The sequence below is a fragment of the Leclercia sp. LTM14 genome, assembly GCF_023736175.1.
GTDB classification, from domain to species: domain Bacteria; phylum Pseudomonadota; class Gammaproteobacteria; order Enterobacterales; family Enterobacteriaceae; genus Enterobacter; species Enterobacter barmai.
Map to the genome: position 1 here is coordinate 166,126 of NZ_JAIKTT010000003.1, position 19,274 is coordinate 185,399.

General features: G+C 58.2%; 14 protein-coding genes and 1 pseudogene. 6 read left to right on the plus strand and 9 right to left on the minus strand.

Features of this window, described 5'->3' with window-relative positions; genetic code table 11:
- Positions 1 to 70 precede the first annotated feature (70 nt).
- A complete protein-coding gene (yjgA, locus tag K5I40_RS09685) occupies positions 71 to 622 on the plus strand; it encodes a ribosome biogenesis factor YjgA (RefSeq protein ID WP_138370108.1) in 552 nt (183 codons plus the stop codon).
- Positions 623 to 721: 99 nt separating this feature from the next.
- Here the strand turns inward: yjgA and mpl are convergent, their stop codons facing one another.
- Entirely contained in the window at positions 722 to 2,095 is a 1,374-nt protein-coding gene (gene mpl / locus K5I40_RS09690) for a UDP-N-acetylmuramate:L-alanyl-gamma-D-glutamyl-meso-diaminopimelate ligase (protein ID WP_039030616.1), read from the minus strand.
- A 179-nt stretch (positions 2,096 to 2,274) separates the two neighbouring features.
- On the opposite strand from mpl, the gene fbp reads away from it, so the two are divergent.
- Complete coding sequence (gene fbp / locus K5I40_RS09695) at positions 2,275 to 3,273, plus strand: class 1 fructose-bisphosphatase (RefSeq protein ID WP_039030617.1); 999 nt, start codon at positions 2,275 to 2,277, stop codon at positions 3,271 to 3,273.
- 150 nt (positions 3,274 to 3,423) lie between these two features.
- Positions 3,424 to 3,777 (plus strand): LysR family transcriptional regulator, encoded by a 354-nt coding sequence (locus K5I40_RS09700; RefSeq protein WP_223074449.1) that lies wholly within the window; start codon positions 3,424 to 3,426, stop codon positions 3,775 to 3,777.
- Here K5I40_RS09700 and K5I40_RS09705 read toward each other — a convergent pair.
- The 5 genes and pseudogenes from K5I40_RS09705 to ytfQ form a co-directional block, all read right to left on the minus strand.
- Positions 3,752 to 5,319 (minus strand): annotated as a pseudogene (locus tag K5I40_RS09705) (methyl-accepting chemotaxis protein). The gene K5I40_RS09700 and the pseudogene K5I40_RS09705 sit on opposite strands and share 26 nt — an antisense overlap.
- A 93-nt stretch (positions 5,320 to 5,412) precedes the next feature.
- Positions 5,413 to 6,414 carry a galactofuranose ABC transporter, permease protein YjfF gene (gene yjfF / locus K5I40_RS09710; RefSeq protein ID WP_223074450.1) on the minus strand — a complete coding sequence of 334 codons (1,002 nt, stop codon included), beginning with the start codon at positions 6,412 to 6,414 and terminating at the stop codon, positions 5,413 to 5,415.
- Complete coding sequence (ytfT, locus tag K5I40_RS09715; protein WP_138370105.1) at positions 6,401 to 7,426, minus strand: galactofuranose ABC transporter, ATP-binding protein YtfT; 1,026 nt, start codon at positions 7,424 to 7,426, stop codon at positions 6,401 to 6,403. Before ytfT ends, yjfF begins: the two co-directional genes overlap by 14 nt.
- Positions 7,427 to 7,436: 10 nt before the next feature.
- Entirely contained in the window at positions 7,437 to 8,939 is a 1,503-nt protein-coding gene (gene ytfR, locus K5I40_RS09720; RefSeq protein WP_223074451.1) for a galactofuranose ABC transporter, ATP-binding protein YtfR, read from the minus strand.
- Positions 8,940 to 9,069: 130 nt separating this feature from the next.
- Entirely contained in the window at positions 9,070 to 10,026 is a 957-nt protein-coding gene (gene ytfQ, locus K5I40_RS09725) for a galactofuranose ABC transporter substrate-binding protein YtfQ (RefSeq protein WP_032616231.1), read from the minus strand.
- 309 nt (positions 10,027 to 10,335) lie between these two features.
- On the opposite strand from ytfQ, the gene ppa reads away from it, so the two are divergent.
- The gene (gene ppa / locus K5I40_RS09730; protein WP_032616230.1) at positions 10,336 to 10,863 is read left to right on the plus strand and encodes an inorganic diphosphatase; all 528 of its coding nucleotides are present in this window, start codon (positions 10,336 to 10,338) and stop codon (positions 10,861 to 10,863) included.
- Between the two features lie 160 nt (positions 10,864 to 11,023).
- Here the strand turns inward: ppa and K5I40_RS09735 are convergent, their stop codons facing one another.
- Genes K5I40_RS09735 through tamA form a run of 3 tightly spaced genes read right to left on the minus strand, consistent with a single transcriptional unit; the run spans position 11,024 to position 16,877 of the window.
- Complete coding sequence (locus K5I40_RS09735; RefSeq protein ID WP_039028479.1) at positions 11,024 to 11,368, minus strand: gamma-glutamylcyclotransferase; 345 nt, start codon at positions 11,366 to 11,368, stop codon at positions 11,024 to 11,026.
- A 2-nt stretch (positions 11,369 to 11,370) separates the two neighbouring features.
- Positions 11,371 to 15,147, minus strand: a complete 3,777-nt coding sequence (tamB, locus tag K5I40_RS09740; protein WP_223074452.1) for an autotransporter assembly complex protein TamB — start codon at positions 15,145 to 15,147, stop codon at positions 11,371 to 11,373.
- Positions 15,144 to 16,877 carry an autotransporter assembly complex protein TamA gene (gene tamA, locus K5I40_RS09745; RefSeq protein ID WP_138370102.1) on the minus strand — a complete coding sequence of 578 codons (1,734 nt, stop codon included), beginning with the start codon at positions 16,875 to 16,877 and terminating at the stop codon, positions 15,144 to 15,146. The genes tamB and tamA overlap by 4 nt, the downstream gene beginning before the upstream one ends.
- 224 nt (positions 16,878 to 17,101) lie before the next feature.
- Here tamA and msrA point away from each other — a divergent pair, with 224 nt between their 5' ends.
- A complete protein-coding gene (gene msrA / locus K5I40_RS09750; protein ID WP_039028476.1) occupies positions 17,102 to 17,743 on the plus strand; it encodes a peptide-methionine (S)-S-oxide reductase MsrA in 642 nt (213 codons plus the stop codon).
- A gap of 187 nt (positions 17,744 to 17,930) precedes the next feature.
- A complete protein-coding gene (locus tag K5I40_RS09755; protein ID WP_039028475.1) occupies positions 17,931 to 19,268 on the plus strand; it encodes a hemolysin family protein in 1,338 nt (445 codons plus the stop codon).
- Positions 19,269 to 19,274 lie beyond the last annotated feature (6 nt).

Consider the following 19,274-nt stretch of genomic DNA (forward strand, 5'->3'; position numbering starts at 1 on the left):
CTAACAGAGAACCGTTTCTCAGTACGCGTCTAAACTGGTAACATTAGCCTCTTTTTTTAAGGAGCCTGACATGACTAAGCAGCCCGAAGACTGGCTCGACGACGTTCCCGGTGATGACATCGAAGACGAAGATGATGAGATCATCTGGGTCAGTAAAAGTGAAATTAAACGCGACGCCGAAGAGTTAAAACAGCTTGGTGCGGAAATGGTAGAGCTGGGTAAAAACGCGCTGGACAAAATCCCGCTCGATCCCGATCTGCGTGCCGCCATCGAACTGGCACAACGCATCAAGAAAGAGGGCCGCCGTCGCCAGCTTCAGTTGATTGGTAAATTGCTGCGTCAGCGCGATGTGGATCCGATCCGCCAGGCGCTGGATAAGCTGAAAAACCGCCACAACCAGCAGGTTGCGCTGTTCCATAAGCTGGAGCAGATCCGCGATCGCCTTATTGATAATGGTGATGATGCCCTGGCAGAAGTGCTGAACCTGTGGCCGGACGCCGACCGCCAGCAGCTGCGAACGCTTATCCGCAACGCGAAGAAAGAGAAAGAGGGAAACAAGCCGCCGAAATCTGCGCGTCTGATTTTCCAGTATCTGCGCGAACTGGCGGAAGCGGAAGGTTAAGAACCGAGCCGTTTGTTTCCCCTCACCCCGGCCCTCTCCCCAAAGGGGCGAGGGAGGAATTGTTCCCTCTCCCTTTTAGGGAGAGGGTTAGGGTGAGGGTTATTCTGCGGCCTGTGCTTTCTTCGCCAGACCGTCCAGCAGCTTCTGATGGATCCCACCAAACCCGCCGTTGCTCATCACCAGAATGTGATCGCCCGGCTGCGCGGTCTTCACCACCATCTCCGCTAAGGTATCCACATCGGCGCTCCAGTGCGCTGGCTGGACGCAGGCTTCCGCCACTTCCGCCACCTGCCACGGAATGTGCTGCGGCTGCAGGAGGAAGACCTCATCCGCACGGCCCAGAGAAGGGGCCAGATCGTCTTTGCAGACGCCCATTTTCATGGTGTTTGAGCGCGGTTCCAGTACGGCCAGGATGCGTGCCGTGCCGCCCACTTTGCCGCGCAGGGCAGCCAGGGTCGCCAGGATCGCGGTCGGGTGATGGGCAAAATCGTCATACACCGTGACGCCATTAGCTTCGCCGCGCAGCTCAAGACGGCGACGGGCGTTGATAAAGGAGCCCAGCGCATTGGCCGCATCGGCAGGCAGCACGCCCACATGACGGGCAGCGGCAATCGCCATCAGGCCGTTATGCATGTTGTGTTCGCCCACCAGCGCCCAGTTCACTTCCCCGACCTTTTCGCCATCCAGCAGCACTTCCCACTGAGAGGCATCGTTGGTCAGCTTTTTCGCCTGCCAGTGGCCCTGCTCGCCCACCAGCTCCTGCTCGCTCCAGCAACCCATCGCCATGGTCTGCTTCAGGTTGATGTCGTTTTCCGGCAGGATAATCCGCCCCTGTCCCGGCACGATGCGCACCAGGTGATGGAACTGTTTCTGGATCGCTTTCAGGTCGTCGAAAATGTCCGCGTGATCGAACTCAAGGTTGTTGAGGATCAGCGTGCGCGGGCAGTAGTGGACAAATTTGGAGCGTTTATCAAAGAACGCGCAGTCGTATTCGTCTGCTTCAATGACAAAGAACGGGCTCTCGCCCAGGCGGGCAGAGACGTCGAAATTACCCGGTACGCCGCCGATCACAAAGCCCGGCTTGTAGCCACAGGCTTCGAGGATCCAGGTCGCCATTCCGGCGGTGGTGGTTTTACCGTGCGTCCCCGCAACAGCAACAACCCAGCGATCGCGCAGGACAAAATCATGCAGCCACTGCGGGCCTGACATGTAGGGAATATTCCTTTCCAGCACGGCTTCTACGCAGGGATTACCACGGGTCATGGCGTTACCGATGATCACCAGATCCGGCTGCGGCTCCAGCTGGCTGGCGTCGTAACCCTGAATCAAATCGATGCCCTGGTTTTCCAGCAGCGTGCTCATCGGCGGATACACATTGGCGTCCGAACCTGTCACCTCATGGCCAAGAGCGCGCGCCAGCATAGCCAGGCCGCCCATGAAAGTGCCACAAATCCCCAATATATGAATGCGCATACGTCACTATCCTTCTTCAATGTGGCGCACATTTTACGCATATGTCAGCAGCAGAGAAACGCATTTCAGGAAAATCTGTAGCAAGCTGGCGCGATTCACCTCTGCGACACTATTTGAAAGTTTGTTAAGATTGTTGGGCATCAACAACTTTACTCAACATCCAATGCAGGGAAAGTGTTATGAAAACGTTAGGTGAATTTATTGTCGAAAAGCAGCACGAGTTCTCGCATGCTACCGGTGAGCTCACTGCTTTGTTGTCGGCAATAAAGCTGGGCGCCAAGATCATCCATCGCGATATCAACAAGGCCGGTCTGGTCGATATCCTGGGTGCCAGCGGTGCTGAGAACGTGCAGGGCGAAGTTCAACAGAAACTCGATCTGTTCGCGAACGAAAAACTGAAAGCTGCACTGCGCGCGCGCGACATCGTTGCGGGGATCGCCTCGGAAGAAGAAGATGAAATCGTCGTCTTTGAAGGGTGTGAACACGCGAAGTATGTCGTACTGATGGATCCCCTGGATGGCTCCTCCAACATCGACGTTAACGTCTCTGTCGGCACGATCTTCTCCATTTACCGTCGCGTTACCCCTGTCGGCACGCCGGTAACCGAAGAAGATTTCCTGCAGCCGGGCAACAAGCAGGTTGCTGCGGGCTATGTGGTTTACGGCTCCTCCACCATGCTGGTCTACACCACCGGCTGCGGCGTGCACGCCTTTACCTACGATCCGTCGCTGGGCGTGTTCTGCCTGTGTCAGGAGCGCATGCGCTATCCGCAGAAAGGCAGCACTTACTCCATCAACGAAGGGAACTACATTAAATTCCCGTCGGGCGTGAAGAAGTACATTAAATTCTGCCAGGAAGAGGATAAAGCCACCCAGCGCCCTTATACCTCGCGCTATATCGGCTCCCTGGTGGCGGATTTCCACCGCAACCTGCTGAAGGGCGGTATCTACCTCTACCCAAGCACCGCCAGCCACCCGGAAGGCAAGCTGCGCCTGCTGTACGAGTGCAACCCGATGGCCTTCCTCGCCGAGCAGGCGGGTGGTAAAGCCAGCGACGGCAAAGAGCGGATTATGGATATCATTCCTGAAAGCCTGCACCAGCGCCGCTCGTTCTTCGTCGGCAACGATCATATGGTTGAAGACGTCGAACGTTTGATCCGCGAATACCCGGACGCCTGAGTTTGACCAAAAGGGCCGCCAGGCCCTTTTGTTTTTCTAAAGATTTATACCTGTGTCGGTATAACACTATATAAAAATGCTGCTGTAACCCTCCGGCGCTATCCGTCATCATTACGGCGTTCAAATAGTGTTCAACGGGAATCAGCAGAAATGAAAAACTACTCTCGCTCATCCACTGGAATCGATCTCAATCTTATTCCGGTATTTATTGAAGTCGTCAGATGCGGGAGCATGGCCAAAGCCTCTTTACGTCTTGATATGTCCAGGCCCGCCGTGAGCCTGGCGCTGAAACGCTTTGGTATGCTGTTTAATGAGCCGCTGTTTACCCGCAAGGGGCTGTTCCTGGAGCCAACGCCACACGCGCTGAAGCTGACCGCCGAGATGGAAAAGCTGCTGGCTTCAATTCACGATCATATCGCCAGCACCCCGGAGAACGCGGAGAGCGTCCCGACGCCAGCGGCGCCGGAACGTGATAGTGCTACGCCTGCTGTAACGACAGCTTAAACGATGACATCGCCTCGATGAGCTCGCGGGATTGCTCTTCCAGCGAGCGCGTCGCGGCAGAGGATTGCTGGACCAGCGCCGCGTTTTGCTGCGCGGTTTCATCCATCTGATTGACAGCGATATTCACCTGCTCAATACCGCGACTCTGTTCGTGCGACGCGTTGGCGATCTCACGCATCAGGCGGGTCATGCGCATCACCTCAGTGGCGATCTCGTCCATCGTTTCACCCGCCTGCTGGGCCAGCTCGCTGCCTTCGCTGACGTGTGCCTGTGAATCGCTAATCAGGGTGCGGATCTCTTTTGCCGCATCGGCGCTGCGGCTGGCGAGGATACGTACTTCCCCGGCGACGACCGCAAAACCGCGCCCCTGCTCACCCGCGCGGCGGCCTCGACCGAGGCGTTCAGCGCCAGGATATTGGTCTGGAAGGCAATGCCGTCAATGACGCTGAGAATGTCGGCGATGCGGTCGGCGCTGCCGGAGATGTCGCGCATCTTCTCAATCACGTAGCACACCATTTCGCTGCCGCGGTCGGCGGTATCGGACATCGTCTTCGCCACCTGATGCGCCTGCTCGGCATTGTGGGCGTTCTGTTTCACCGTGGCGGTGAGCTCTTCCATGCTGGCGGCGGTCTGCTCAAGGGAAGTGGCGGTGGATTCCGTCCGCTGGGCAAGGTGCATGTTGCCCGCGGTCAGCTCCCGGCTGCCGGTGTCGATTTGCGAGCTGGCGTCGCGCACCCGCAGCACCGAGCCCATCAGCGACTGGCGCATCTCCTCGATGGCGGCATTCAGGCGATTAAACTCCTGGCTGGCGGGGCGGGTCAGGGCGTGGGTCAGATCCCCGGCGGCCACGTGTTCAAGCTGGGCGATAGAGGTGGAGAGTGGCTTGAGCAGCATATGGCGCAGCGCCAGCCAGGCCAGCACGATAATGCCAGCGGTCAGCAGCGCGGCGACGATAATCAGCATCATCACCCGATTTTTACTCGCCTGCACCGCAGCGACTTCGGCTTTGCCCCGGGCGTCGCTCCAGATCTGGAAGGCCTGCATGTCGTTGTCAAACTGACGCGCCACCGGCACCAGACGGTTCTCCAGCAGATCGTAATAGTCATCCGCATTCTGCGCATTCAGGGCGTTCTGCATCGGCACAATCCCCTGGGCGTTGTATGCCGCCAGGCTCTCCGCCACCTTCTTCAGCAGCTGCTCCCCTTCGGGATCGTTCACGCCGCCATCGATCACGCTTTTCAGCGTGGCTTGCGCCTGTTTGATTTCGTCATTGATGTTCTTCACCGATTTGGCGGCGTCATCCAGCAGGCCCACCTCCATCATGCGGACGGCCTGCCCCGCCTCGTTGCGTGCGCGCAAAATCAGGGTGTAGCCCGAATTGAGCTGCACCAGCTGTTCACCCTGAAGGTGATTAATGCGCTGCAGGGAGGAGGAACTCTGCGTGAGGGCATAAATGCCAATACCGCTGACGAGCAGCAGCAGGAGGGTCATGACGGCCAGTAACGAAAGCAAGCCGGTACGAATCGATAGCGTTTTAAGCATGATGTAATTTCCGGTAGCGAGATAAATCTGGACAGAATTAAGGGTTATCGGCCGCTACCGGAAAAGATTTAGACTTTACGCAAATTCAGGGAGTTATCCCTTGCTGGATGTGGTACTCACCCGGGTGACAGGCGAGCTCTGACGGTTCTCCCAGAGTACGGTCAGGCCGCGCTGCAGGGCGATAAAGATGAACAGCAGAATGCCAATCGCAATCTTGGTCCACCACGAGCTGAGCGTGCCGTCGAAGTTGATATAGGTCTGGATCAGCCCCTGGATCGCCACCCCGAACAGCGTGCCCAGCACCGTGCCGACCCCGCCGCTGAGCAGCGTGCCGCCAATCACCACCGAGGCAATTGCGTCCAGCTCCACGCCAACCCCTGCCAGGGCGTAGCCCGCCTGGGTATAGATGGAGAAGACAATCCCCGCCAGCGTCGCCAGCCCGGTAGAGAGCATATAGATCCGGATGGTGGTGCTGCGGGTGGAGATCCCCATCAGGTTCGCCGAGGTGGCGCTGCCGCCAATGGCATACACTTCGTTGCCAAAACGGGTGCGGTGAGCGAGGAAAATACCGATCACCACCACGCCCAGCATCACCAGACCGAGAATACTCAGACGGCCGCCGCCGGGGATTTTCCACGCCAGGCTGGAGAGGGTGTCGTACACCGGATGGTTAATCGGGATCGACTCCTCCGACACCAGATAGCTGACGCCGCGCAGGAAGAACATCCCGGCGAGGGTGATAATGAATGCCGGAATTTTCAGGGCGTCGATCAGCAGCCCCATAAAGGCACCAAAGGCGCAGCCCATCGCCAGCACCAGCGGGAAGGCCAGCAGCGGGGAGATCCCCCAGTAGCCAATCGCTTTTGCCAGAAAGACGCCGGTAAAGGCGATGACCGACCCGACGGAGAGGTCGATCCCGCCGGAGAGGATCACGAAGGTCATGCCGACGGCGATGATCCCCAGAAAGGCGTTATCGGTCAGGATATTGCAGATCACCCGCGTTGAGGCAAAGCCGGGGAACTGCGTCAGACAGTAGAGATACCCCAGCACAAACACGCCCAGGGTTATCATGAGCGGTAAATTACGTTTTATCATGACCACGCATCCCCTTAATGAGACTGATAAAGCGCGGCGACTGCACGATGAGCACGCAGAGCACCACCACCGCTTTCACCACCTGGTTGAGTTCCGGCGGGAAGCCAGACAGCAGAATACCGGTGTTCATCCCCTGGATAATCAGCGCCCCCACCACCGACAGCAGCAGGTTGAAGCGTCCGCCCATCAGCGAGCCGCCGCCAATCACCACCGCGAGGATCGCGTCCAGCTCCAGCCACAGACCGGCGTTATTGGCATCCGCCCCGCGAATATCGGCCGCGACAATCACCCCGGCAATGGCGGCGCACACCCCGCTTAAGACGTAGGTCAGCATCACCATCAGGCGGGTGCTGACCCCGGCGTTTTTCGCGGCGCGAATGTTGATCCCCACCGCTTCGATAAACATCCCGAGGGCGGTTTTGCGGGTAAAGAGCCAGAAGGCGATCAGGGTGACCACCACGATAATCACCGGCGTCGGGAAGAACAGCAGCGAACCGCTGCCGATCCACGCCAGATTAGGGGCGTTAAAGGTGACGATCTGCCCGGAGGTGATCAGCTGCGCCACCCCGCGTCCGGCGACCATCAAAATCAGGGTCGCAACGAAGGGCTGTATCTTGAGGATCGCCACCAGGATGCCGTTCCATAGTCCCGCCAGCACCCCGGTACCGAGGGTTACCAGCAGCACCACCGGCAGGCTGTGTCCGGCCACGGTCATCGACGCCGCCGTCGCGCCCGCAATGGCCATCACCGCCCCCACCGACAGGTCGATACCGCCGGTGGCAATCACCAGCGTCATGCCGATTGCCAGCAGAGCCACCGGTGCGGCGCGGTTTAAGATATCAATCGGACTGCCGAACAGGCGGCCATCCTGGAGGATAATCTGATAAAAATGCGGCGAAACGAGGCTATCCACCAGCAATACCAGCACCAGGGCAATGATTTGCGGCGTGCCGGTGGGCCAGCTGAAGCGGCGCTTCGGCTCGCCGGTTTGAGAAAGTGAACGTGGCATCACGATCTACTCCTTATGCCGCAATGGCGTTCATGATGGCCGGAACGGAGAGCGCGTCCAGCGGGATCTCGGCCACCTGTTGACGGTCGCGCATGATGATCACCCGATCGGCATACCCCACCAGCTCCTCCAGCTCCGAGGAGATAACCAGCAGCGCCAGACCGTCGGCGCAGAGGGTTTCGATCAGGCGGATAATTTCCGCGTGCGCCCCCACGTCGATACCGCGGGTCGGCTCGTCAAGGATCAGGAACTGCGGTTTGGTCAGCAGCCAGCGCGACAGCAGCACCTTCTGCTGGTTACCGCCGGAGAGGAACTCAATGGGCTGTTCCGCGCTCGGGGTTCGGATACCGAGCTGGCGAATGAAGCGCTCGGCAATGGCGTTTTGCTCTTTACGCGGAATGGGCCGCAGCCAGCCGCGCTGGGCCTGCAGGGCCAGAATGATGTTCTCGCGCACCGAGGCGGCGGCAATAATACCGTCGGTTTTACGGTCTTCCGGGCAGAAGCCGATCCCAAGGCTGGAGGCCTGATGCGGAGAGCGCAGCGCCTGGGGTTTGCCTTTGATCATCGCCGTGCCGCTGTCGGCAGGTTTGATCCCGAAGATCACCTCCGCCGTTTCGGTACGGCCTGAGCCTAACAGACCCGCCAGACCGACGATTTCGCCCGGGCGTACCTCAAGGTCAAAGGGCGCGATGGTGCCCTTCTTACCGTACTCTTTAAACGCCGCGATAGGTTTCTCGCTGAGCAGCGTGCGGCCCGCCCGTTGCAGGGCGTTGGTCTCCAGCTCGCGGCCGAGCATCATTTTGACCAGCTCGATCTGCGGCAGCTCACGGGTTTCGCGGCAGCCGACAAAACTGCCGTTACGCAGGACGGTAATGCGGTCGCTCACCTCATACACCTGATCGAGGAAGTGAGTGACGAAAATCAGGCTCACCCCCTGGTCGCGCAGCTGGCGCATCAGGGTGAAGAGCATCTCCACCTCCTGGGTATCCAGGCTGGCGGTGGGTTCATCAAGGATCAGCACTTTGGCGGAGAGATCGATGGCGCGGCAGATGGCGACGATCTGCTGCATCGCCACCGAAAAACGGTTCAGCGGCTCGCGCACGTCGAGGGAGAAGCCGTAAGACTCCATCAGCCTGGTGGCGCGGGCTTCCATCTCTTTGCGGCGCAAAAAGCCAAAACGTCGCGGCTCGCGGCCGATAAACAGGTTATCCGCTACCGACATGTTCGGCAGCAGGTTCACTTCCTGGTAGACCGTCCCGATCCCCAGCTGCTGGGCATGGGCGGTATTTTTTGGCGATATAGCGTTCCCTTCCAGCCAGATAGTGCCGCGATCGGCGTGATACACGCCGGTCAGGGCTTTAATCAGGGTCGATTTCCCGGCGCCGTTCTCTCCCAGCAGGGCCATGATCTCGCCACGGCGCAGACTGAAATCGACGCTATCCAGCGCTTTTACGCCGGGAAAGTACTTGCTCAATCCTTCTGTGCGGAGGATTTCCTGGTGTTGGTTGGTGGTCATGATTTCCCCCTCACCCTAACCCTCTCCCCGGAGGGGAGAGGGGATTGATCGTGCCAATTGTTAATTTCCAGCTCCGCCCTGCCTTTCTCCCTCTCCCCTCTGGGGAGAGGGCGGGGTGAGGGGCAAGCGATCAGTAGCCCATATTTTTCTTTTTCTCTAACTCTTCTTTAGCCGTATCAGGCAGATAGAGCGTGGATTTGGTGATGGTGACTTTCTCCGGCATGGTGCCGTCTTTCTTGAATTTCTCCAGCGCGTCGAAGGCCGGGCCTGCCATGTTTGGCGTCAGCTCAACGCTGGCGTTGGCCTCTTTGTCGATCATCGCTTTATAGATATCCGGAACGCCGTCGATGGAGCCGGTCAGGATGTCGGTACCCGGCTTCAGGCCCGCTTCTTTAATGGCCTGGATGGCACCGATCACCATGTCGTCGTTATGGGCGTAAACCATGCAGATGTTCTTGCCGTTGTTCTCAGCTTTGATAAAGCTTTCCATAACCTCTTTACCTTTACTGCGGGTAAAGTCGCCGGACTGGGAGCGGATGATTTTGATGTTTGACGCTTTGGAGATGGCGTCGGCAAAGCCTTTCTTACGGTCGATAGCCACGCTGGCGCCGACGGTGCCCTGCAGCTCAACCACGTTACACGGCTTGCCATCCACCTGTTTCACCAGCCACTCACCGATCAATTTGCCTTCCAGCACGTTGTCGGCGGTGACGGTGGTCATATAGAGAGATTTGTCTTTTACATCGATGGAACGATCGAGCAGGAAGACCGGAATTTCCGCATCTTTCGCTTCTTTCAGAACGGGTTCCCAGCCTGTCGCCACGACCGGGGCAATGAAGATGGCGTCAACGCCCTGGGCGATAAAAGAGCGTACCGCTTTGATCTGGTTTTCCTGTTTTTGCTGACCATCGGCGATTTTCAGCGTGATACCGCGTTTTTCGGCCTCGCTCTTCGCGACGTTGGTCTCAGCGGCGCGCCAGCCGGACTCTGAGCCGACCTGCGCAAATCCTACGGTTAAAGGGGCGGCCATCGCCATAGACGACATGGCTGCCGAAACTGCTGTGACAAGAAGTAAGCGCTTCCACATAAGTGCGTCCTCGTAGGGTAGTTTATTGTTGGGTAAAAGATGTTCTGCGACCAAACTATAGACAATGCGAGATGTAACGGAGTGTGTTACATCACACTTCGGAAAAGTGAATAAAACGTTAATCACAAGTTTGTAATCGCTTTCACTCACCCATGAAAAAAGCGGCTGAGTTTATGGATTATCTTGTCATGAGAATGGGCTGATAGTGGCCTTCAGGTGAAGGGAATGGCGAAAACAGGCGGAGACATTCCGCGCCAGTTGGCTATAATACTCGCCACTTGATTACCAATCATTTTAAAGGACACAGACATGAGCTTACTCAACGTCCCAGCGGGTAAAGAACTGCCGGAAGACATCTACGTAGTTATCGAAATCCCGGCGAACGCTGATCCTATCAAATACGAAATCGACAAAGACACCGGCGCACTGTTCGTTGACCGTTTCATGTCTACCGCGATGTTCTATCCGTGCAACTACGGTTACATCAACCACACCCTGTCTCTGGACGGTGACCCGGTAGACGTTCTGGTCCCAACGCCGTACCCACTGCAGCCGGGCTCCGTCATTCGCTGCCGTCCAGTTGGCGTGCTGAAAATGACCGACGAAGCCGGTGAAGATGCGAAACTGGTTGCGGTACCGCACACCAAGCTGAGCAAAGAGTACGATCACATCAAAGATGTGAACGACCTGCCAGAACTGCTGAAAGCGCAGATCGCCCACTTCTTCGAGCACTATAAAGATCTCGAGAAAGGCAAATGGGTGAAAGTGGAAGGCTGGGACAATGCAGAAGCGGCTAAAGCTGAAATCATTGCCTCCTTCGAGCGCGCTAAGAAGTAATTCTTACTGCTGCTAATAAAGCCCCGCGAGCCGGGGCTTTTTTGTGCCCGTCGGTTGCCGGGTGGCGCTTCGCTTGCACGGGCCTACCAACCCGTAGGCCCGTGCAAGCGAAGCGCCGCCGCACAAAAAACAACGCCACCCGAAGGTGGCGTTATTCGTATCAGTACTGGTCTCTGTCTAACCAGTTACCGCTTTCAATCAGCGTTAAACCTTCCACCGAACGTTGGTACACGTACATCCATGCACTGCCGTAGGGCGTCTGGATCAACCGGCGAGCGTATTCCCCGCCTTTGGTGCGCAAGGCATCAAGTTCGGCCAGCGTGGCATTATCAATACGATAAACCTCACCCTGTACTGCTCCTTCCCCCGGAACGGCGCCTGGATAGTGGCCCAGGCTGTACAGCTGGTAGTTTTCGATACTGTAATCACCCAGCAACTGGGCGTTGGTCATCCAGTGGCTGTTGCCCTGCTTCGTTCTTAAACTGCCGTAGACAAATATTCGCATTGCTAAAACTCAAACTGATAGAGCAAATCGAGTGCCTGGTCTACGCCAGACACCGCTTCCAGATATAGCTTAGGCATCAGGCGATAGCGTAACGTGAGCGTCGCCAGCGAGTCAAAGATCCCCACACCATATTTCACCTGCAGACCTGGCAGTACATAACCGCTGACCACCACCTGAGAGGAGTCACCGACCCCCTGGGTGTCCAGCGCCAGGTTGCTTACGCCAAAGGTCTCGCCGATTTTACCCACAACCTGACCACTTTGTGCAACCCCCAGGCCGACTAACATTGAGGTCATCGCCGCGCTGTCGCTCTGATTGCTGTCCAGCCCCTGCCCGCGCAGCAGGTATGAGAGCGCTTCCTGCTGGGACATTGCCGGGTCGGAGAAAATTTCCGCTTTCGGTTCGTCCGCGGTGCCGGTCACGCGCACCCCGGCGATCACGTCATTTTCGGTGGCTTCCGGATTACGGATCGCCTCGATATTCAGCAGCGGCTGGTCCGGCGGGCCGGAGAACAGCAGCTCGCCTTTACGCACAATCAAATCCTGGCCGTAGGCATGGAAGCGCCCTTCCGGGATGTTGATCTGCCCGTTCAGGCCCAGACCCTGCTTATCCTGCGCGACTTTCAGATCGCCGGTCAGCCTTGCCTTCAGCCCAAACGCATCCAGACGCACGTTATTACCCACGTGCACGACCAGGTTGCTGTTGATCGGGATAGAGGCGCTCTGCGGCTCCTCCGGCTGCAGGTTGTTGTTGAGCATCACCTCATCGCTGGAGACGCCCACCGCGCTTTCCGGCAGCTCATGCACCACGATACGCGCCCACGGCACATCAACGCGGCCATCAAGGGTGAACAGCTGTGGCGTGGCCTCAAAGACCACGTCCGGCGAGACGTCTAAACGCACCATCGGCGGCACGGTGATACGCACCTTGCTGCCTTTGGCCGCGACGCGCGCGCGCCAGTTATCAAGCTGGCTCCAGTCCGCATCGCCGCTGAGGTTGATCTGCCCCTGCTGGGTACGTACGGTGCCCGCCAGGGTCGAGCTCATGCCGTTGAAGTTCATCGCCAGTTGGCTCGGCAGCATATCGAACGGCATAAAGTTGCCGTCGATATCTACCCCGTTCAGCTGCATCTGACCAAACAGCTGCGGGCTTTGCGCGCTGCCCGCCAGACGTAAGTTGGCATTCAGCATGCCTGCCGCCTTCTCACCGCGGGAGAAGATGGCGTTGGCCATCGCCAGGTTGAGATTGCGGATATTAACGTTGCCGCCCAGATTGCGCCGTCCCTGCGGATCGGTCACCTGGATCTGGCCGTCCAGTTGGCCGTTGTTGGCAAGACGGATCAGCCAGCCCAGCTCGGCGCGGTTGTTATGCAGATCGGCGGTGAGATTCAGGGTATCGAACGCCAGCGGTAGCGGCGCATCGTTCACCACCTGGGTCACCTTCACGTTACGCCCGGCGAGCGTGACGTTACCCTCCGGCAGCCCCGGTTTGGTGGCATCCCAGGAGACATCCGCCTTGCCGCTGAAGACGCCGCTCGCCTGGGTGGTGTCCGGCATGAACGGCTTGAGCATCGCCAGATCGAAGCGGTTAAGGTTAACCACCGCCCGTCCTTCTGCGCCCGCGTCAATGGTCTGAGGCACGCACAGCTCGGCGTTCGGGTTGGTCCAGCAGTGTGGCCCGATGCTGATTTTCTGCTCCGCGTTGCGGTAATCCAGGGCAATGGAGCGGGTTAACGACCACGGCCCCACCGGGGTGGCGAAGCGGGTGTTATCCAGAGTCCCTTTCCAGCGCGTCTCTTTGCGGTCAAAACTGCCCGCCAGATGCAGCTGGCCGGAAACCGGTTCACCCTGAATGCGCAGCTGCAGATCGTGCTGCTTCTCGCTGCCTTTGGCCTCCAGCGTCACCTGGTCAAGGTTAACGCCCGGCTGGGAAATCCGATCCACCCGCAGGTTCAAATGCCCGGCGATCTGGTCGGTGGATTTCACGTCGCCGTCCACCCGCACGCGGGCGATGGTGAGCTCCTGCCAGCGCAGGCTGTTGGCGGTGATATCCGCCAGCAGCTGTGGCGCTTCGACCGTACCGCGCACCTTAACCAGTCCTTTCGCGGTGCCGCCCAGTCCAGGCAGGGCATTATCAAGATTCGGCGCGTCGATGGTGGCGTCCAGATCGAGATCTTTCACCCCCAGTTCGCCCTTGATGTCGGCGGTGTTGCGACCAAGCGCGACGTGCAGGCCCGGGATCACCCACTGCAGGTAGCTGTTGCCCCTCAGCGAGCCGTTCACATCCACCTTGTTCTGCTTGACGTTGCCGGTGATTTTCAGCTCCGGCACCTCCATCTGCCAGCTGCCGCCGTACAGACTGCCGCGCGTCTTAATCAGGCCGTCGAGCTTCGAAGGCCAGTCCGGCACCTCTTTGGCGGTGTTGATCCCGGTGAGCTTCAGCTCGCCGCGCCAGCTGATCGCCTTCTGCCAGTCGAGCAGCGCCGTCAGCTCGGTTTTACCCTCCAGCGCCGCGACCGTCAGCTTATCGAGGTTAATCTGCTGCTCGTTGCCCTTCGCATCCAGGGTAATGCCCGCAGGCGGCAGCCCTTCCCCTTTCACTGACGTGCGGAACGACAGGGTGTAGTCGGTCATCTTGCCGGTGAGCTTCAGCTTCACGTCATCGGCCTGGTACTGCTTCTCGCCGGTAAACGGCCAGTACAGCTGCTCGCTGACCACCTCCAGGTTGAGCGGCAGGCCCGCCTCCGCCAGCCGGGTCTGGCCGCGCAGCACAACGTCTACGGGGCCGGAGAGGTTAACGCCAAACTCCAACTGGTCGCGCAGGGCGCCGCCAACCTTCAGCTTCACCTTCTCGCCTTTAATCGGATCGATGTTCAGGGTGCTGTTGAGGGTGATATCGACCGGCCAGTTATCCTTCAGAAGTGCATTGCCGGTGGCGTTGACGCTGCCCTGGTTGGTGTCGATATCCAGCGCGTCGAGCTTCATGTTGCCGTCGATGCTGCTCACTTTCAGCAGCATGTTGAAGACCGTCAGATCGGTGTCACCGGTCAGGCGCAGCTGCTCGCCCTTGAACTCTTCGATATTGAGGTTCAGCGGCAGATGGACGTCGGTCATCTCCGGCAGGACCGGTTTAGAGAAGAGATCTTTCAGGGTTTCGCCGAGCGGTTTCTCTTCCGGCTGCGGGTTCTGAATTTTTGGCTCGACGATCTCCTCCTGCGCCACTTCCGCCACTTTCGGCAGGGCAATCAGCAGCCCCTGCAGGTTGGTCGGGGTTAAGGTCAGGTTTTTCTCCTGCCAGCGCAGGCCGGAGGTGAAATCCATCACCGATACGGTGGTGTCGTCGATTTTGACGTTGACGTTATTCAGCGCCACCCGGTAGAGCGCAATCGGGTACGGCGTGGAGAGATCCAGCGGGCCGCTCTCCTCTTCGGCGACCGGTTCGGACTGCGGCATTTTTTTCGAATCTATCGTCACAAATACATCTTTTAACGACAGATCGTTAATGCACAGGCTGCTGTCGCGCAGGCAGCCGAGCTTCACCGCCAGATGCAGATCCCCGGCATTCACCGCCACGCCCGGCTGGTCGTAGCGAACGTTTTTCAGATGTAAGTCGCGCCAGCCGCCGGTGACCTGGCCGATCTCCAGCCCCGGCACCCAGCGATCTGCCGCCTTAAACAGCAGATGCAGGCCGCTGGTGGTCCCCACCAGATAAGCCACCGCAGCCAGCAGCAGCAGGATAAACACCAGTACGCCGAGGCTGATTTTCTTCCATAAACTCATAATTCAGGCCCCAGACCGATGTAGAACTGCAAACCGTGTTCCTCTTTGTCGCCCACCGGCACGGCGAAATCGAGCTTGATTGGCCCGACCGGTGACTCCCAGCGCACCCCGACGCCCGCGCCGGTTTTAAAGTCGCTGCGGCGGATATCGCTTACCGCCTCTCCGCTGTCGATAAAGGTCGCGCCCCACCATTTTCCGGTGACGTTGTACTGATACTCCAGCGAGCCGGTAGCCAGCTTCGAGGCCCCGATCAGCTTGCCGTCGTCATCTTTTGGCGCGATGGATTTGTATTTATAACCACGAATGCTGCGATCGCCCCCGGCGAAGAAGCGCAGATCCGGCGGCACTTTTTCAAAATCGCCGGTTTCGATCCAGCCGAGATTGCCGCGCACCACAAAGCGATGGCGGTCATAGAAGGTGCGGATCCAGACGTTCTGCGCCTGTACCACGGAGAAATCCACATCCGAGCCCCAGGCGGTATTGGAGTAGTCTATCGAATAGCGCTGGGAGTCGCCCCAGTCCGGCATCAGCCCGCCGCGGGAGCGGGTCCGGCTGATCATCACCCCGGGATAGAGCAGCATGGTGGTGTTGGTGACGTTGGCCTGGGTAAAGTGGTCGAGACTCCAGCGCAGGTTAATGGCGCGCTGCCAGCCGCTGGAGAGATCCCAGTAGCGCGACACGGCGAGGGTCGTGGAGTCCGCTTCGGTATCGTTAAGATCGGTGCGCTTAAAGCCGCCCTGCACCAGGTAATATTGCTCAAGCGGGTTTTTCAGCAGCGGCATTTTATAGCTGAAATCGAGCTGCTGTTCCGGCGCGGAAAGGCTGAGGTTGCTGGTCAGGCTGTGGCCGTAGGAGTTCATCCACGGTTTTTTCCACGACGCTTTTACGCGCGGGCCGACGTCGGTGGAGTAGCCCACCCCGGTCTCGATGGTGTTCTCGGTGCGCGGCGAAACCACGCCGTGCAGCGGCAGCACTTTTGTCTGCCGCGATTTATCAAACTCCGGCGCCACGACCACCGAATTAAACCAGCCGGTGGCTGACAGGCGGCGGTTCAGTTCCGCCAGATCTTTTGATTCATAGTAATCCCCCTCTTTAAAGGGGATCAGGCTTTGCAGGTACTCGTCGCGGATCTGCGAGCCTTCGAAGGTGACGTCGCCAAAGCGGTAGCGTTCCCCGCTGTCGTAGTCGATATCCCAGAACGCCTGATGCCTGTCGAGGGCGATGCCGAGCTGGCTTTTATTGAACTGGCTGTCGAAGTAGCCTTTGCGCAGCGCGACCTTAGTCAGATCTTTTTTGAAGCCGTCATAGTCGCTGTGGTTGAGCACGGTGCCGTTTTTTGGCCGCGTGTTCAGCAGATCCAGATAGTCATGGTCCGTGCGCGCGCCGCCGCGCAGCACCACGTCCGTGCCGCCAATCAGTACCGGTACGCCCGGCTTGACGCGGGCAATCAACACCTGCCGCCCTTTGGCCGGAGGTGGACGCAGTTCGAAGTCGATGGTCGGTTCGTAGTAGCCGAGCGCTTTTAAACCGCCGCGGATGGCGTCGTCCACGCGCGCGCGAAAGCGACGGTCTGGCGTCACTTCGTCGCTCTGGATCGTGGAGAGCTGTGCGCGTACGTTTTTTTCCAGCGCCCCGGATAGCCCCTCAACCTGCAAACGAACATTCGCCGCGCTGGCGACTCCGCTTGTCAGCAAGACACTGACTAAACATAACTGGCGGATTTTTGGCACGTTTTCTCCTGAATATCCTTGTTTCCACCCCTGGAAGCATATGAAGTGCCGCTCCGCAGCAAATCACGGCATTAAGCCCAAAACCCAATAGACGGGTTGAAAAATGGTTAAACAACCTAATATTTCTTATGTTTAAATCTAGACTCATTCACCGCATTTATTGTGTTCAATTAAACGCGTCGTGACAACCTTAACCCAAACATCACCTACCCGGAGGCCACACCGTGAGTTTATTTGATAAAAAACACCTTGTTGCTCAGGCGGATGCATTACCGGGACGTAACACCCCTATGCCAGTCGCCACCCTGCACGCGGTTAACGGACACTCCATGACCAACGTTCCGGACGGTATGGCGGTCGCCCTGTTCGCGATGGGCTGCTTCTGGGGCGTCGAGCGCCTGTTCTGGCAGCTGCCGGGCGTCTACAGCACCGCGGCCGGCTACACCGGCGGTTATACCCCGAACCCGACCTACCGTGAAGTCTGCTCCGGCCAGACCGGTCACGCCGAGGCGGTACGCGTGGTGTATGACCCGAACGTCGTCAGCTACGAACAGCTGCTGCAGGTGTTCTGGGAAAACCACGACCCGGCGCAGGGTATGCGTCAGGGCAACGACCACGGTACCCAGTACCGCTCGGCGATCTATCCGCTCACGCCAGAGCAGGATGCCGCCGCCCGCGACAGCCTGGCGCGTTTCCAGCAGGCGATGCACGCCTCCGGTGACGATCGCCCTGTGACCACTGAGATCGCCAGCGCGCTGCCGTTCTACTACGCGGAAGACGACCACCAGCAGTATCTGCATAAAAATCCGTACGGCTACTGCGGTATCGGCGGCATCGGCGTTTGCCTGCCACCTCAACTGGCATAACAGTAAGCCGTTTTGCCCGTTTACGAGCAAAACCGGCTCAAAAAGTGATCTCTGGCGGGTTTACAGACATTTACGCTATACTAGCCGCTGAAATAACCGGCCTACTGCTTCGGACCGGTGTTCAAAATCTCTACACACCTGTATGACCAACTTCCCTCCGAGGATCCGGCGATAAGCTGGATAAGATATGTTAAACAGTATTTTAGTAATACTTTGTCTCATTGCCGTCAGTGCATTTTTCTCAATTTCAGAAATCTCGCTGGCCGCATCCCGTAAAATCAAACTTAAACTGCTCGCCGATGATGGCGACCTGAATGCCCAACGCGTCCTGAAAATGCAGGAAAACCCGGGGATGTTCTTTACCGTGGTGCAGATCGGCCTCAACGCGGTCGCCATTCTTGGCGGTATTGTCGGTGATGCTGCTTTCTCGCCGGTATTCCACGCCCTTTTCTCAAAGTACTTCTCTCCGGAGCTTTCCGAGCAGCTGAGCTTTATTCTCTCCTTCTCGCTGGTGACGGGCCTGTTCATTCTGTTTGCCGACCTGACCCCGAAACGCATCGGTATGATTGCGCCCGAAGCCGTGGCTTTGCGCATCATCAACCCGATGCGCTTCTGTCTGTTCGTGTTCCGCCCGCTGGTGTGGTTCTTTAACGGCCTGGCCAATACCATTTTCCGCCTGTTTAAGCTGCCGATGGTGCGTAAAGATGACATCACCTCTGATGACGTTTACGCGGTATTCGAAGCCGGTGCGCTGGCGGGGGTGCTGCGTAAGCAGGAGCATGAGCTGATCGAGAACGTGTTTGAGCTGGAATCCCGTACCGTGCCGTCATCCATGACCGGACGTGAGAACGTGATCTGGTTCGATCTGCACGAAGACGAGCAGAGCCTGAAGACCAAGGTGGCGGAACATCCGCACTCCAAGTTCCTGGTGTGTAATGAAGATATCGACCACATCATCGGCTATGTCGACTCCAAAGACCTGCTGAACCGCGTGCTGGCAAACCAGAGCCTGGCGCTGAACAGCGGCGTGCAGATCCGCAATACCCTGATTGTCCCGGACACCCTGACGCTCTCCGAAGCGCTGGAAAGTTTCAAAACCGCCGGGGAAGACTTCGCGGTGATCATGAACGAATACGCGCTGGTGGTGGGTATCATCACCCTGAATGACGTGATGACCACCCTGATGGGCGATCTGGTGGGCCAGGGTCTGGAAGAGCAGATTGTGGCGCGCGATGAGAATTCATGGCTGGTGGACGGCGGCACGCCTATCGACGACGTCATGCGCGTGCTGGATATCGACGAGTTCCCGCAATCGGGCAACTACGAGACCATTGGCGGCTTTATGATGTTCATGCTGCGTAAGATCCCGAAACGCACCGACTCGGTGAAGTTCTCGGGCTACAAGTTCGAGGTGGTGGATATCGACAACTACCGCATCGACCAGCTGCTGGTGACCCGCATCGACAACAAGCCGACGGTGCTGGTACCGAAACTGCCGGACGCCGAAGAGAACGTATCGGCCTAAGCCAGA